The organism is Streptomyces sp. (assembly GCF_019510245.1).
Lineage (GTDB): Bacteria > Actinomycetota > Actinomycetes > Streptomycetales > Streptomycetaceae > Streptomyces.
In genome coordinates, this window is sequence record NZ_JAEKKT010000090.1 from 1 (window position 1) to 14795 (window position 14795).

11 protein-coding genes and 4 pseudogenes are annotated in these 14795 nt (G+C 72.6%); 10 read left to right on the forward strand and 5 right to left on the reverse strand.

Annotated features, from left to right (window positions below; genetic code table 11):
* A pseudogene (locus JF597_RS05270) lies at positions 1-139 on the forward strand (esterase); the annotation flags it as partial.
* 28 nt (positions 140-167) lie between these two features.
* On the opposite strand, the gene JF597_RS05275 reads toward JF597_RS05270, so the two are convergent.
* A complete protein-coding gene (locus JF597_RS05275; protein ID WP_293989689.1) occupies positions 168-524 on the reverse strand; it encodes a 5-carboxymethyl-2-hydroxymuconate delta isomerase in 357 nt (118 codons plus the stop codon).
* A gap of 394 nt (positions 525-918) precedes the next feature.
* Here JF597_RS05275 and JF597_RS05280 point away from each other — a divergent pair, with 394 nt between their 5' ends.
* Positions 919-1740 (forward strand): class I SAM-dependent methyltransferase, encoded by an 822-nt coding sequence (locus tag JF597_RS05280; RefSeq protein WP_293989692.1) that lies wholly within the window; start codon positions 919-921, stop codon positions 1738-1740.
* A gap of 14 nt (positions 1741-1754) precedes the next feature.
* Here the strand turns inward: JF597_RS05280 and JF597_RS05285 are convergent, their stop codons facing one another.
* The 3 genes and pseudogenes from JF597_RS05285 to JF597_RS05295 form a co-directional block, all read right to left on the reverse strand.
* Positions 1755-3173 (reverse strand): Fic family protein, encoded by a 1419-nt coding sequence (locus JF597_RS05285; RefSeq protein ID WP_293989694.1) that lies wholly within the window; start codon positions 3171-3173, stop codon positions 1755-1757.
* An 85-nt stretch (positions 3174-3258) separates the two neighbouring features.
* Positions 3259-3522 (reverse strand): annotated as a pseudogene (locus tag JF597_RS05290) (MMPL family transporter); the annotation flags it as partial.
* Between the two features lie 177 nt (positions 3523-3699).
* Positions 3700-4635: an SGNH/GDSL hydrolase family protein gene (locus JF597_RS05295; RefSeq protein WP_293989696.1), complete on the reverse strand. Its 936-nt coding sequence runs from the start codon at positions 4633-4635 to the stop codon at positions 3700-3702.
* Positions 4636-5049: 414 nt separating this feature from the next.
* Between JF597_RS05295 and JF597_RS05300 the strand changes: the two genes are divergently transcribed.
* The 6 genes from JF597_RS05300 (at position 5050) to JF597_RS05325 (ending at position 12888) form a co-directional block, all read left to right on the forward strand.
* Complete coding sequence (locus tag JF597_RS05300; protein ID WP_293989719.1) at positions 5050-6117, forward strand: LacI family DNA-binding transcriptional regulator; 1068 nt, start codon at positions 5050-5052, stop codon at positions 6115-6117.
* A 305-nt stretch (positions 6118-6422) separates the two neighbouring features.
* The gene (locus tag JF597_RS05305) at positions 6423-7814 is read left to right on the forward strand and encodes an extracellular solute-binding protein (protein ID WP_293989699.1); all 1392 of its coding nucleotides are present in this window, start codon (positions 6423-6425) and stop codon (positions 7812-7814) included.
* A gap of 1 nt (position 7815) precedes the next feature.
* The gene (locus tag JF597_RS05310; RefSeq protein WP_293989702.1) at positions 7816-8694 is read left to right on the forward strand and encodes a carbohydrate ABC transporter permease; all 879 of its coding nucleotides are present in this window, start codon (positions 7816-7818) and stop codon (positions 8692-8694) included.
* Complete coding sequence (locus JF597_RS05315; RefSeq protein ID WP_293989705.1) at positions 8691-9620, forward strand: carbohydrate ABC transporter permease; 930 nt, start codon at positions 8691-8693, stop codon at positions 9618-9620. Before JF597_RS05310 ends, JF597_RS05315 begins: the two co-directional genes overlap by 4 nt.
* A gap of 29 nt (positions 9621-9649) precedes the next feature.
* Entirely contained in the window at positions 9650-11788 is a 2139-nt protein-coding gene (locus JF597_RS05320; RefSeq protein ID WP_293989708.1) for a beta-galactosidase, read from the forward strand.
* A 299-nt stretch (positions 11789-12087) separates the two neighbouring features.
* Entirely contained in the window at positions 12088-12888 is an 801-nt protein-coding gene (locus JF597_RS05325) for a hypothetical protein (protein ID WP_293989711.1), read from the forward strand.
* 141 nt (positions 12889-13029) lie between these two features.
* Here JF597_RS05325 and JF597_RS05330 read toward each other — a convergent pair.
* Positions 13030-13410, reverse strand: a pseudogene (locus JF597_RS05330) (enoyl-CoA hydratase-related protein); the annotation flags it as partial.
* 164 nt (positions 13411-13574) lie between these two features.
* Here JF597_RS05330 and JF597_RS05335 point away from each other — a divergent pair.
* Together JF597_RS05335 and JF597_RS05340 are read left to right on the forward strand one after the other, a co-directional pair.
* Complete coding sequence (locus JF597_RS05335; protein WP_200698015.1) at positions 13575-13778, forward strand: hypothetical protein; 204 nt, start codon at positions 13575-13577, stop codon at positions 13776-13778.
* 63 nt (positions 13779-13841) lie between these two features.
* Positions 13842-14524, forward strand: a pseudogene (locus tag JF597_RS05340) (IS5 family transposase); the annotation flags it as partial.
* Positions 14525-14795 lie beyond the last annotated feature (271 nt).

Here is a 14795-nt window from a genome sequence, read left to right on the forward strand (position 1 = left end):
CGTACCCGTCACCGCCGTCCGCTTCCAGGGCATCATCCACGACTTCGTGATGCTCAACGCCCTGCGCGAGACCCACGCCGCCCAAGCCGCCATCTCCCTGGCCGTACACACCCTGCACACCGCCCTGCACACCGACTGACGGCCGGCGCGGGCACGCCGGGCGCGGATCAGAAGGTCCGGAGACGGTACGAGCCGCCCAGGTCCCGCACCTCCGCGGAGCAGACCACGGCTCGGGCCGTGCCCGCCCCCAGGTGCTTCTCCAGCAGGGCGAGCACGTCCTCGGAGAGCTGGGCCTTGACCGCGTCGGGCCGCCCGGGGAGCAGCCCCACCTCCACGTGCACGAAGGCCGCCGCACCGCCCTGCCGGTCCGCCACCCGGGCCTCGGCGGCCTGCCGGAACAGCATCTTGCAGGTGCCGGCCGAACCGCTCCCCTCCACCACCGTCGGCTCCAGCTCCGCCGCGAGGACCCGCAGGTCGAAGGTGTCCGCGAGCCGCGGGGAGTAGTCGACGGTGACGTGCGGCATGGTGATCCTGATCCTCTTGGCCGGGGCCGGGTTCCTCGACGACCGTGTTCCGCTGTGCCGGTCACCCCCGGCACGACTCGTGTGCTCGTGTGCTCGCGCGCGGCAAAGTCAGTTGTATCAGCCATCGATCTGCCGGAGTCCGGTGGAGGGTCCGGTGGACGGGGCCTGGTGGAGGGAGCCGGGCCCTTCGGCCGATCGGCCGCTCGCGCGGCGCGCCTCGGCGGTGCGGGCGGGCGCCGGTGCAGGATCGGTGGGACGGACGGCCCCGGGACGGGCCGTCCGGTACCCCCACCACCTGCGAAGGCCCGGCGATGAAACTCCTCGACGCACCGCTGTTCCGGCTGTCCGAGTGCGACGAGTGCGACGGCAGTCCCGGCGCCACCCGGACGACGGTGTGACCGCCGCTCCGGGCGGCGGCCGCTACGGCGAGGCCGTCTTCCGTCCCGGACAGGCAGGTGAGGGCCGGCGTATCGACGTCGGCGCCCTCGTCTACGACGACATCACCGTGGCGCGGCTGCGGGCGCTCGGCGCCGGGCCGGGGTGGCGTTGCCTCGATGTCGGGGCCGGTACGGGCACGGTCTCCAGCCGGCTGCTGGACGAGGCCGGGGTGGAGAGCGTGCTCGCCGTGGACCGCGACGTACGGTTCCTCCCCGACCGGCCCGGGCTGGAGGTGCTGGAGGCCGACATCACCGCCGGCCTCACCGCCCCGGACGTCGTCCTCGGCCGGTTCCGGCTCGTCCACGCGCGCTTCGTGCTGATGCACCTGCCCGAGCACGAGCGCCTGATCACCACGCTGGCCGAGCTCGTCGCGCCCGGCGGCGTGCTGGTGCTCGGCGACGCGGTCGACCTGACGAGCGACCGGACGCCGGACACGCCGTACACCACGGTGATGCGGGCCATGTGGCAGGGGCTGCGGGCCGCCATCGGCACGGACGTCTCCTGGGTGCCGTCGTACCCGCAGTTGCTGCGCGGTGCGGGGCTCGGGTCCGTGGCCGCCGAGATCCATGTGCCGCCGCTGCTCCCGGGCAGTCCCGTCAGCCGTTTCTGGGCGGACACCTGGGAGCGGAGCCGGGCGGCGATGCTCGCCACCGGCCTGGTCGACGACGCGGCCGTGGACGCGGCGATCCGGTACCTGGACTCCGAGGAGTGCGCCGCGCTGTCGGCCGGCATGCTCACCGCCTGGGGCTGGAAGGCCGACGACGGCGCCTCCCCCTGAGTGGAGGGGTCCGGTCAGCGGGCCGGGGCGGCGGCTCGGCGCCGGGTCTCCGCCAGGTGAAGGTCGACGTAGTTGGTGAGCGACAGGGCGTCCCGGGCGCTGTCGGCCCGGAAGGTGACGCGGCGGAGCAGGCCGACGCCGTCGAGCGTGACGCCTTCCCGGGCGAGGACGAAGACCAGGGCGAGGAACGCGGAGCGGGCGTTCCCGTCGTCGAAGGGGTGGAAGAAGCACACGTCGAGGTAGGCGCGGGCGGCACGGGCGGTCAGGGCGAGCGGCGCTCCCCCGTCCTCGGCGCTGCCGACGCCACCGACACCCCCGGTGCTCTCGGCGCTCCCGGCGCTCTCGGCGAGGCAGGCGTCGAGGCGGGCCCGGGTGTCCGGGGCGATGCCGTAGTGCTCCCGGCCGCGCTTGGCGAAGGCCGGCAGGGTGCGGAACGCGGGCGGTGTTGCGGTGCCCAGGACGTGCTGCTGCCAGCTCCGGAGCAGTTCGACGTCGAGCGGCGCGCCGTGCGCCGCGTCGGCCCGGAGCCGTTCGAGCGCGGCCAGCAGTCCCTCGGCGCGGGCGGGGTCCAGGGCGCGGTCGAAGGCGCGGATGTCCTCGGCCGCGCCGTCGCGTGTCGGTGTCACCGGTCCTTCCCCGCCGCGGTTGGCGGCCTCCTGCCAGGCCACGGTCTCCCGTACGGCGAGCCACCGTGCCAGGTGGTCGACGGCGGGCCCCGCGGGCGACCGGGGTCCGCGGGACGGCGGCAGCGCCTGCGCGAGGCGCTCCGCGATGTCGTCGACCAGCACGTTGTCCGGGGTGGTCCAGCTGCGGAACCGCCCGCCGACCGCCTCGTCGACGAGGTCGCGCGCGTTGTCCGGTGCGAATCCCCACCGGTCGAGGAACCAGCCGAGCACCTGCTCGCAGTGCCCGTGCCAGCCGCTGCCGCAGCCGGTACGGTCGACGACCTGCAGGATCAGGTTCCGTGCGGCGCGTTCCCACAGGATCCGCTGGTTTTCGATGTCCGCCGGATCCAGCGGGTACGCCTCGAACCGCCCGGCGAGGCTCTCCAGCCACGACCGCCACTCGCGCAGCGCCGCGACGACCCGGTCCAGCGTCTCCTCGGGGGTGGTGATCGAGTCCCGCGGGCAGCACCAGCTGCCGACGGGCCCGCCGTCGAGGTCCCCTTCGTCGTGCGCCCAGCGCCAGCCCACGGCCCAGCGGCCGTAACGCTCCATCAGGGCGTACGACACGGCGGTCGCCCAGAGATGGCCCTCGCCATGGCTCCAGGCACTCATCGCCGGATCGGCGCGCGACACGTCAGGGGGGCTCGGAACGCATCGGGCCGGACCGAGCGAGCGCACCACCCGCGCCGCCGCGGCGTGGTCGAACGGATGGCGGGCGGGGTCCGCCTCGTCCCAGGACAGGTCGAACGGCCACAGCGCAGACTTCACCGCCCAAGCCTCCACGGCCGTCCTGCGACCGGGCAACCGCATTAGGGTCCGGCGGGCGCGCCGGGCGCCTTCCGGCTGATCCGGCGGTGGAGGTGACCTTCTGCCCGTGCGGGGCGACGAACACGACCCGTGCGGTGGCGCCGTCGGCGGCCGCGCCGGGGAAGCGCTCCTGCATCAGGTCGAACGCCTTCTGGGACTCGATGCCCGGCGTCGAGAACTCCTCGTCGGCGGCGCCCGGCGCCTGCAGCGCGCCCAGTCCTACGGCGGCCAGGACGGCCACCCACAGCAGGGCGACGTACCCGCGCCGCCGGAAGGCCAGTCGGCCCAGTCGATACAGAAAAGTAGCCACGTCAGGGAACTCCGCATCCGATCTCGCTTGGTCACCCAGGCTGTCCCGGCGGGGGCCCTTCCGTCGTCGTGGCGGTTACTGGCACTGCGGCCTGCCGGATCCGGAGGAGGGCCTACTGAAACCGCAGTACGCTCCGGGCCGCCGGGTCCTGCCCCGGTACGACACGGCGGGTCCGCCTCAGTCCGTCGCCGCGACCGCCCGGAGCACCGCGTCGGCCATGCCGCGCTCGCCGCGTTCGTTGGGGTGGACCGGGGCCGCCGGGGCCGCCGGGACCAGCGGCTCGATCCAGCGCACGGCGGCGTCCGCGCAGGCGTCACGCCCCGCGGACGGCGTGTAGGTGTCGACGTAGCCGGCTCCGGCGGCCCGCGCCCGCTGCCGGAGCACGGCGTTGAGCCCGCGCTCCTTCTCGCGCAGGAACCCCACATCGCCCGGCGCCAGTCCGAGCGCGGCGCAGTCGGACCCGTCGGCAGGCAGGATCGCCGGATACCCGACCACGTAGACCCGGGCCGCGGGCGCACGGCGCCTGATGCCGGCGAGCACGCCGGGCAGCCTGCCGCCCACGGTCCTGATCCTCGCCTCGATCGCGTCGGTGCCGTCCGGCACGTACCGGCCGCGGCACGGCGCCCGATCGGCGGCTTCGCCCCCGATGCGCTTCTCCAGCCGGTAGGTCACGCCGTACGCGACGCAGGTCGTGAGCAGCGGGCCGAAGCCGATGTCGTTGCCCCCGATGCCGAGCGTGACCAGCCGGGTCGAGGCGGTGAGAGCCGACAGCTGCGCGGGGTTGACGCCGTCGTCCGTCGTCTGCGGGACGGACAGGTCGGCCGTCACGGCCCCGCTGCAGCTGGCGTCCCGGAACTCGGCCGGCCGCAGGCCGAGTCCGGCGGCGACCAGCGAGGGGTAGTTCCGGTCGGAGCGCTCGCAGCCCGTGGGCCGCCCGTGCCGGCCGGGGATGTCCGGGCCCGCCGTGTAGGAGTCGCCGAGCGCCACGTACGGCCCCTTCGGCAGCGGGTGCGGGGACGCGGCCGAGCCGCCCTCCCGGCCGACGGTCACGGCCGCGGCCAGCGCGACGCACGAAGCGACCGCCGCCGGCCCGAGCCCGGTACGAGTTCTCATCCGAGTGCCCTGCTTCCTGCTGGGGATCCGACCGGCACTGGACTGGGCCGCGCGAGGCGGTGCGCCCCCGGTCGCCGACACCGGTTCAGACTCGCCGGGCCGGGTGCGTCCCGTCGTCGTCCCCCTGTGGGCAAACGGCGGCCTCACGGCACAGTACGCGGCGTCCCGACGGCGTACCGCCGTTTCAGCAGGAGCTACCGCGGTCGCAGTAGACCGCATGCACCCGCAATCGATGCGTTCCGGACCCTTGACGCCACTCCTATGACTGCGTAGACATGACTACGCAGACATGACAGCGCAGTCAGTCGGGCCGCGCATGACATGATGGGGCCCGATCAAGCGGTCGGGCGGTCACCGGGAGATGCCATGGCACCAGGGACGGGACGCGGCAGAAGCACTGCCGCGCCGCGCAGTGTGGACGTGGCCCGGCTGGCCGGTGTCTCGCAGAAGACCGTCTCGCGGGTCTTCAACGACGAGCCGTACGTCTCCGAGGACGTGCGCCGGCGGGTGCTCGACGCCGCCGAACGGCTCGGCTACCGGCGCAACAACGCGGCCCGGGCGCTGGCCTCCGGACGCACCCGCTCGATCGGCGTGGTGACGCTCGGTACGGCCCTGTACGGACCCGCCTCGCTGCTCATGGGCGTCGAGCGGGTCGTCCGGGACACGGGCTACGCGCTGCGCGTGGTCAACACCGTGGAGGGCGACCCGGCGGGCCTCTCCGGCGCCGTGGACTCGCTCCTCGACCAGGGCGTGGACGGCATCGTCATCTCCGAACCCATCGACGAGCAGGGCGACGTGTCCCTGCGCGTCGACGTGCCGGTCCTCGTCATCGGCGCACCGCCCCCGGTCACCGCACCGACCGTGCTGACCGCCGGGGACGGCGCCGACCTGATGGCCCGCACCGCCACCGAACACCTGCTGGACCTCGGTCATGTGACGGTCCATCATCTCGCCGGACCGCAGCGCTGGTACGCCGCCCGGGACCGGCTGGAGGGCTGGCGGGCCGCCCTGACCGCGGAGGGCCGGGAGGTGCCTCCGGTCGCCGGGGGCGACTGGTCGGCCGCCTCCGGGTACGCGGCGGGGCGCGAACTCGCCGCCGACGACCGGGTGACCGCGGTCTTCTCCGCCAACGACGACATGGCGATCGGCCTGGTCCGCGCGCTGACTGAGGCCGGCCGACGCGTGCCGGAGGACGTCAGCGTGGTCGGTTTCGACGACATCCCGGTCGCCGCCTACGTGACTCCCCCGCTCACCACGGTGCGCCAGCCCTTCGACGCCGTGGCGCAGGAGGGTCTCAAACGCCTGGTGCACGCCATCGAGAATCCGGCGGCGGATCCGCTGCCGCCGAGCGGCCCGCCGGTCGACCTCGTCGTCCGCGCCTCGACCGCGCCACCGCCCGGCCGCAGCACCTCGGCCCGCGGCCGGCGCGGTCCGGCATCCGGTCCGGCATCGGCGAACGGAGGTACCACCGCCAGCAACTGACCTACCGTCCAGCCCCGCACCCTCAGGTGATGCGATCCCCGCACGGGCCACCGCGCCGACGCCCGGTGCCGCGCTGATCGCCGGCGCCACCGCACCTCCCTGAGCGCGCCCGCTCCGCGCCCGCGCCCCCAGAGCCGCACCTTGCCCCCAGTGGGCGCCGAGTCAGGCCCGCGCGCCTGCGACTCGCCTTCCTTTCTCTCCTTTCCTCTCCTTTTCTCTCCTTTTCTCTCCTTTTCTCTCCCCATCCGCACCCTCGCACGCCCTCGCCAGGCGTGCCGCCACTTCGCCATCGGCGGGAGTTCACCATGCCCGGATTCACCTCCACGTCCAGCACCGCGCCCCTGAGCCGTCGGCTCTTCCTCGCCACCACAGGCGCGCTCTCGCTCGGCGCCGCCCTCACCGCCTGCGGCGGCGGGGACTCCGGCGGTTCCTCCGCCGCCGCCAAGCCCGTCAGCCAGGCCGACATCGACAAGGCCATGAAGACCCCGACCGAGCTGACGTTCTGGACCTGGGTCCCGAACATCGCCAAGGAGGTCGCGCTCTTCGAGAAGAAGTACCCGGCGGTCAAGGTCAGGATCGTCAACGCCGGTCAGGGAACACCCCAGTACACCAAGCTGCGCACGGCGCTGAAGGCCGGCAGCGGCGCACCGGACATGGTCCAGATCGAGTACCAGGCCATCCCGACCTTCACCATCACCAACAGCCTCCTCGATCTGAGGCCGTACGGCGCCTCGGCGCTCAAGTCGCACTTCGTGGACTGGACCTGGGGGCAGGTCAGCGGCAGCGGCGGTGAGATCTGGGCGATACCGCAGGACACCGGCCCGATGGGCATGCTGTACCGGCATGACATCTTCGAGAAGCACGGCATCCAAGTCCCCCGCACCTGGGCCGAGTTCGCGGCCGCCGCGCGCAAGCTGCACAAGGCGGACCCCGGCGTCTACCTGACCAATCTCGCCGCCAACCAGGTCGCCGCCTGGCACGGCCTGCTCTGGCAGGCGGGCGCCAAGCCCTATGTCACCTCCGGCAGGAGCGACATCGCCATCAGCGTCGACGACGCCGTCTCGCGGAAGCTCGGCGCGTACTGGGGCGGGCTGGCGAAGGAAGGGGTCATCGGCGTCGAGCCCGACTTCACCGACTCCTGGTACGCGGCCCTCAACAAGGGCAAGTACGCCACCTGGATCACCGCCGCCTGGGGCCCGGTGTTCCTCTCCGGCTCCGCCAAGGCCACGGCCGGCAAGTGGCGGGCGGCCCCACTGCCCCAGTGGGACGCCGCCAGGCCCAGCTCGGGCAACTGGGGCGGCTCCACGACCGCGGTGGTCCGCTCCACCAAGAACCCCGTCGCCGCGGCCGTGTTCGCGCAGTTCCTCAACAGCGACCCGGCCAGCGCGAGGATGTTCGCCACCGAGCAGTTCTTCTTCCCCGCCACCAAGGCACTGCTCACGGACGCGTCGTTCACCGGGGACGCCCCCTCCTTCTACGGCGGCCAGAAGGTCAACCAGGTCTTCGCCGACATCAGCTCCACGGTCAACTCCTCCTTCCAGTGGCCCCCGTTCCTCGACCAGGCGGCCACCGACTGGACCGAGACCGTCGGCAAGTCACTCGCGGACCACACCGACACCGTGCGCGCGCTCGGCAGCTGGCAGTCGCGGCTGACGACGTACGCCAAGAGCCAGGGCTTCACCGTCAAGGGGAGTTGAGATGACCGGCACCCGCCGCCACCGGGCGGCAGGACCGCTGTTCGTCGCCCCCTTCCTGACGCTGTTCCTGCTGCTCTTCCTCGCACCGCTCGGCTACGCCGCCTACCTCAGCCTCTTCCAGAGCCGCCTGATCGGCGGAACCGTGTTCGTCGGCCTCGACAACTACACCCAGGCCCTGGGCGACCCCCAACTCCTGCACGGCCTCGGCCGGGTCGCGCTGTTCTTCGTGATCCAGGTGCCGGTGATGCTGCTGCTCGCGCTGCTGTTCGCCCTCGCGCTCGACAGCGGTCTGCTGCGACTGGCGCGGGTGATCCGGCTGGGCATCTTCGTGCCGTACGCGGTGCCCAGCGTGGTCGCCGCGCTGATGTGGGGCTATCTCTACGGGCCGGACTTCGGCCCGTTCGCCCAGCTCAGCCGGAAACTGGACCTGCCCGCCCCGCACTTCCTCAGCGACGGCTGGATGCTCGGCAGCCTCGCGAACATCGTGACCTGGGAGTTCGTCGGTTACAACATGATCATCCTGTACGCGGCCCTGCGCACCGTCCCGCCGGAGCTGTACGAGGCGGCGGCGGTGGACGGGGCGGGTGCCTGGCGCATCGCCTGGTCCGTCAAGCTCCCCGCGCTGCGGCCGGCGCTCCTGCTGACCCTGCTCTTCTCCGTGATCGGCAGCTTCCAGCTGTTCAACGAACCGAACCTGCTGATGAAGATCGCCCCGGACGTCATCACCAGCTCCTACACCGCCAACCTGTACGCCTACTCCCTCGCCTTCACCGGCCAGCAGGTCAACTACGCGGCCACGGTCTCCTTCCTCCTCGGCCTCGTCATCGTGATCGCCTCCTACGTCGTGCTGCTCACCGCGAACCGCAGGAGGACCGCATGACGACCACCCACCCACCGGCCACGGCCACGGCGGCGGCCCCCGAACCGGCCCGCCCCGCCCGGGCCCGGCGGCACCGGGCCCGGCGCAGCACCCCGCTGACGATCGCCATGCTGGCCGCCCTCGCCTACTTCCTGCTTCCCCTGTGCTGGCTGCTCATCGCCTCGACGAAGAGCACCCAGGACCTGTTCAACAGCTTCGGCCTGTGGTTCTCGCACGCTCCGCAGTTCCTGACCAACGTCAGGGCGACGCTCACCCAGGACGACGGCGTCTTCGTGCACTGGCTGCTCAACACGGTCCTCTACGCGGGGGTCAGCGCGGTCGGCGCCGCGCTGCTGGCGGCCGCCGGCGGCTACGGGTTCGCCAAATTCCGCTTCCGCGGCGACCGGTTGGCCTTCAATCTGGTGCTCGGCGCGGTCATGGTCCCGACCACGGCGCTGGCCATCCCGACCTATCTGCTCTTCGCCAAGGCGGGCCTGGTCAACACCCCTTGGGCCGTGATCCTGCCGTCCCTCGTCAACCCGTTCGGCCTCTATCTGATGCGCATCTACGCGGCCGACGCCGTACCGGACAGCATCCTGGAGGCGGCGCGCATCGACGGTGCCGGCGAGGCCCGGATCTTCTTCGGGATCGCCCTGCGGCTGCTCGGCCCCGGCCTGGTCACGGTCCTGCTGTTCACGCTGGTGGCGACCTGGAACAACTACTTCCTGCCACTGATCATGCTCAACGACCCGAATCTGTACCCGATCACGGTCGGCCTCGCCCGGTGGGCCGACCAGGCCCAGAACGGCGGGGCCGGTGCCAGCAGCGACATGCTCGCGCTGGTCGTGACCGGCTCGCTGCTGTCGATCGTCCCGCTCGTCGTGGCCTTCCTGCTGCTCCAGCGGTACTGGCAGAGCGGCCTGGCGGCCGGCGGCGTCAAGCAGTGACTCCCCACTCTCCTTCGGAGGTCTCCTTCATGGCGGCTCTGCCTGCCCGTGTCCTGTTCGGTGCCGCGTACTACCACGAGTACCAGCCGTACGAGCGTCCCGCCGAACGCCTCAAGACCGACCTCGGCCTGATGGCCGACGCCCATGTCACCGTCATCCGGGTCGGCGAGTCGGTCTGGTCGACCTGGGAGCCGGACAACGGCCGCTTCGACCTGGACTGGCTGCAGCCGGTCCTCGACGGCGCCCACGAGCGCGGCATCTCCGTCGTCCTGGGGACACCGACGTACGCCGTCCCGCCGTGGCTGGCCCGGCAGTACCCGGAGATCACCGGCGAGCGGCGCACCGGTGAGCGGATCGGCTGGGGTGCCCGGCAGGAGGTGGACTTCACCCACCCGGCGTTCCGGTTCCACGCCGAGCGGGTGATCCGCCGCATCGTCGCCCGGTACGCCGGCCACCCGGCGGTGATCGGCTTCCAGGTCGACAACGAACCGGGCAACGAACTCCTCCACAACCACGGCGTCTTCCAGCGCTTCGTCGACCACCTCCGCGAGAAGTACGGCGACGTGGAGACCCTCAACCGGGAGTGGGGCCTGGTCTACTGGTCGCACCGGCTGTCCACCTGGGCCGACCTGTGGACGCCGGACGGCAACGCCCAGCCGCAGTACGACGTCGCGTGGCGGGAGTTCCAGGCCCGTCAGGTCACCGAGTTCATCGGCTGGCAGGCGGACATCGTCCGTGAGTACGCCGGCCCCGGGCAGTTCGTCACCACCTGCATCTCCTACACCCGTCCCGCGGTCGAGGACGACGAGCTGAGCGACCGCCTCGACATCGCCTCCGGCAATCCGTACTACGACATGCAGGACGGACTGCTGCTGCCCGACCCCGCCCCCGACGGCCACGAGCAGCAGTGGAAGACGACCGGCGTGTGGTCGCTGTACCAGACCGCCGACTGGATGTTCTCCTCCCGGCAGGCGCCGTTCCTGGTCACCGAGACCAACGCCGGATCGATCGGCTTCCCGTGGGACAACCGGCCCGCCTACGACGGCCAGTGGCGGCAGGCCGCCTGGGCGCTCGTCGGACGCGGCGCCCGCATGATCGAGTACTGGCACTGGCACACGCTGCACTTCGGCGCGGAGACCTACTGGGGCGGCATCCTGCCCCACACCGGCCGACCCGGCCGCACGTACGCCGAACTCGCCCGCCTGGGAGCGGAGTTCGAGACCGCGGGCGCACTCGTCGCCGGTCTGGAGCCGGACGCCGACATCACGCTGGTGTACTCGACGCCGAGCAAGTGGCTGATGCAGAAGTACCCGCCGCTCGCCAAGCCCGACGGCGAACCCGACCCGGCCGCCTACCACCGCCTCTTCGACCCCTTCTACCGGGGCGTCTTCGAGGCGGGCCGCCAGGTGCGCATCGTGCACGCCCGGCAGCTGCACGATCCGGCCGGGGAACGGGAGGGCCTGTCCCCCGAGGAGGCGGTGCGCCGGCATCCGGTCCTGGTCGTGCCGGGGCTGTACCTCGCCGCCGACGCGACCCTCGACTGGCTCGCGGCCTACGCCCGGGCCGGCGGCCATCTGGTCCTCGGCCCGCGCACCGGCTACGCCGACCAGGAGGCCCGGGCCCGCACCGAACCGGCCCCGGGCCGCCTCACGGACGCGGCGGGGGTGTCGTACGACGAATTCAGCAATCTGCCGGGCGCGGTGCCGGTGCGGTCGGCGTCCGGCGGTCCGCTCCGGCTGCCCGAGGGCGCCACGGCGACCCGCTGGGCGGACGGCCTGACCGTCACCGACGCCGAGGTCCTCGTCGGCTACGACCACCCGCACTTCGGCCGCTGGCCCGCCGTCACCACCCGCCGGCACGGTGCGGGCCGGATCACCTGCGTCGGCACGGTGCCCGGCCGGGACCTCGCCCGGACGCTGGCCGCGTGGCTCGCCCCGGCCCCCCGCCACGGGTGGCGGGAGCTGCCCGCGCCGGTCACCGCGACGACCGGCACCTCGGCCGACGGGCGCCGCGTCCACATCGTCCACAACTGGAGCTGGGAGGCCACCGGCGTCCCGGCCCCGGTGCACCTCACCGACGTCCTCGACGGTACGTCCCTCGCCGCGGGCGCGGCCCTGGCCCTCGGCCCGTGGGACGTCCGTGTCCTCGTCTCCGCCGACATCGACTGACCGACCGGGAGTGGCCATGCGGAGAAGAAGAGTTGCCCGCGCACGGGGGACCGTCGGCGCGGCGTCCGCGCCGACGGTGGTCCCGAGAGCCGGTGCGCAGGACTGGGAGCCCGTCGAGCAGCCGCCCCTGCCCCGCGGGCGGACGCGGACGCGGACCGCATCTGTGCAGAAGCAACACACAGGCTGCACACTGCCTGGCCAAAGGATCGCTACCGTTCTGGCCGTTCGATACCACGTACGAACGAGATCAGGCCACGGCTCATGAGGCCGCTGGCGCAGTCGAGTCAGGAAGACCGCGGATGGACTACTGCGCATCGTGCCGTCGGCACCTCAACGGCGCCCTGGCGTGCCCCGGATGCGGCACCTACGCCCCGGACGTCGCCGTGCGCGCCGCCGCCGCTCCGGCGGCGACCGGCGCGGCGTCCTGGCAGAACCCTGGCGACACCCCCTGGTCCGGCACGGACGCCTACGCCGAAGAGGCGGCCGAGGGCCCGTACGACGGCCCGGACGCCGCCCCTCCGGCAGCACCGCCGGGCCGGGCGGCCCGGCGACGTCAGCGGGCCCGCTGGAAGAAGAACCAGCGGCGGGCCGTGGTGGCCACCGCGGTCGCCCTGGTCGGCGGCGGGCTGACCGTCGCCTCCCTGGACCGGCAGGGCGCCGACCGGGCGCAGGCGGCCACGGCTCCGGACAACAGGCCCATGGGTCTGGCCGACGAGCAGGCCACGGACACCGGCCAGGCGGCGTCGGTGCCGACCGGCCGGCACCGCGCCCCGGACCGTACGACCTCCGCCCGCGCCGTCACGGCGAACGCCCCGCACGAGCAGACCACCGGCGTGCCGCAGACCACGCCGACACCCGGCCAGGACAGCGCCACCTCTCCGACCCGCACGACGGTCTCCGCCGCCCGGCCCCGGTCCGCCGCCACGGTGTCCACCGCCGGCGCGGCGACGGTGACGACCGCCACGCCCACGCCCAGCGCCACCACCGCCACCACCGCGCCCGCCGCCGCAGGCTCCTCGGCACCGTCGGCGAGTCCCGCGCCGACCACGGCCGCGACCTCGCCCTCGCAGCTCTGCCTGCTGGTCATCTGCATCGGCTGACTCCGGGGTGCGGTGCCGCCGCGCCCGGCCCCGCCTCACCCCTCGATCCGGTCCATCAGCCCCCAGGCCAGGGCGCGTGGCGGGGGCGGCCCGGCCGTCGAGGACCAGGTACAGGGTGCGCCGGCGGCCGATCCGGCGCGGGATGCCGACCGTGCCGCCGGCGCCGGGGATCAGGCCCATGGCCAGTTCGGGCAGCCGGACGGTGGTGCCGGGGGCGACCACCACCCGGGCGGCGAAGGACGGGAGTTCGATGCCCGCGCCGCCACAGGTCCCGTGGATCCGTGCGGTGAGCCGGTCGCCGAGGGCCTGCAGGCGGGCCGCCGCGCCCGCTCGCGTACGGATCAGGTGCGCGGCCGCGAGGTCCGCGGCGGTGCCGAACTCGTCCAGGTCGCCGCCGGAGCTGAAACAGGGGCCGTTGCCGTCCAGGACCACCTCGCGCACGATGTCGTCCCAGACGGCGATGTCGAGGGCCGCGACCAAGGCGTCCCGCAGTTCGGCGGTCTCGTCGGCGGGCAGCGGCACTGGTTCCGTCTGCTCCGCGGTCGGCCTTGGAGCTCGTTACAGAATGGGCCGTTCGTGACCGGCCGGGTTTCCGGCTCCGTCCCTCTTTCCCGGTTGCGGCAACCTACCCATCGCCGACCGTCAGCCGCTTGGATAGGGTCCTCGGGAACCCTTCAGGAGGTGTCATGGCGAAGGTCACCATCAGCCTGGACAGCGATTTGGCCATCGAGGTCATGCTGCTGGCCGGCACCAGGAGCCCTCAGGATGCTGTCGAGTTGATCGTCCGGGACTACCTGGCACGGGGTCACCGCACCGAGGCTCGTGCCGGTAACGCCGCCGACCAGGAGCGCCTCACCGACCGGCGGTCAGCGCCGGAAGAGGGCCGATGAGCACTCAGGTGAGATCGGCGTGTCGGCTGGTGGTTGAAGGTCCGTCTGGGCAGGGTCCGGCTGGTGTCTATCGATCTTGTCTCCGACGACTTGTGGGAGCGAATAGCTCCACTGCTGCCGGAGCGGCCGCCCCGACGTCACCGTCATCCCGGACGGCTGCCGGTGCCGGACCGGGTTGCGCTGGCGGGCATCGTATACGTACTACGCAACGGAGTGGCCTGGCGCGACGTCCCAGTCCAGGTCGTCGGCTGCTCGGGGGTAACCGCTTGGCGTCGGCTGCGGGACTGGACTGAGGCAGGCGTCTGGCCTCGCCTTCATGAGGCACTCCTAGCCGAGCTGCGGGCAACCGGCCTGCTGGACATGGACGATGCGGCCATCGACGGCTCCCACATCAGGGCCCTCAAAGGGGGGCTCACGTCGGCCCTTCACCCGTCGACCGCGGCCGCCCCGGCTCCAAACACCATGTGATCGTCGACCGCCACGGCACGCCTCTGGCCGTCTCCTTGACCGGCGGGAACCGGCACGACATCACACAGTTGATCCCCCTGCTGAACGCGATACCCCGCATCCGAGGAGTGCGCGGATGTCCCCGCAACCGACCCAAACGGCTCTTCGCCGACCGGGGCTACGACTACGACAAGTACCGCCACCTCATACGGAAACGCGGCATCAGACCCCTGATCGCCCGACGCGGCGTTGCCCACGGATCCGGCCTCGGCCGCACCCGCTGGGTCGTCGAGCGGACCTTGTGCGCCACGAGGCGCTCTGTTTGTATCCCCGGCTCAGCCGGGAGGGACTCGGGAGGAGGTTCCTGGGCCGGATGACTTACCTGGATCCGAAAGGTGAAGGGGACAACAGCATGTCAGGAAACCAGTGAACGGGCTCAGTTGTCGGAGACGGTGCGCTGGGCGGCCCGCGCGATATGGCGAAGACTGGATTGTTGAAGCCCAATCTCCAGCAGATGCAAGTTCCCATCCGCCGGAAGGGCAGCTGAAACCGGCGCCGCACCCTGCACGG

What these genes read in the sequence shown, in the direction of transcription:
- JF597_RS05320 (WP_293989708.1), top strand. Translation starts at nt 9,650, where the DNA reads ATGGCGGCTCTGCCTGCCCGTGTCCTGTTCGGTGCCGCGTACTACCAC.
- JF597_RS05310 (WP_293989702.1), top strand. Translation starts at nt 7,816, where the DNA reads ATGACCGGCACCCGCCGCCACCGGGCGGCAGGACCGCTGTTCGTCGCC.
- JF597_RS05305 (WP_293989699.1), top strand. Translation starts at nt 6,423, where the DNA reads ATGCCCGGATTCACCTCCACGTCCAGCACCGCGCCCCTGAGCCGTCGG.
- JF597_RS05335 (WP_200698015.1), top strand. Translation starts at nt 13,575, where the DNA reads ATGGCGAAGGTCACCATCAGCCTGGACAGCGATTTGGCCATCGAGGTC.
- JF597_RS05295 (WP_293989696.1), bottom strand. Translation starts at nt 4,635, where the DNA reads ATGAGAACTCGTACCGGGCTCGGGCCGGCGGCGGTCGCTTCGTGCGTC.
- JF597_RS05315 (WP_293989705.1), top strand. Translation starts at nt 8,691, where the DNA reads ATGACGACCACCCACCCACCGGCCACGGCCACGGCGGCGGCCCCCGAA.
- JF597_RS05325 (WP_293989711.1), top strand. Translation starts at nt 12,088, where the DNA reads ATGGACTACTGCGCATCGTGCCGTCGGCACCTCAACGGCGCCCTGGCG.
- JF597_RS05275 (WP_293989689.1), bottom strand. Translation starts at nt 524, where the DNA reads ATGCCGCACGTCACCGTCGACTACTCCCCGCGGCTCGCGGACACCTTC.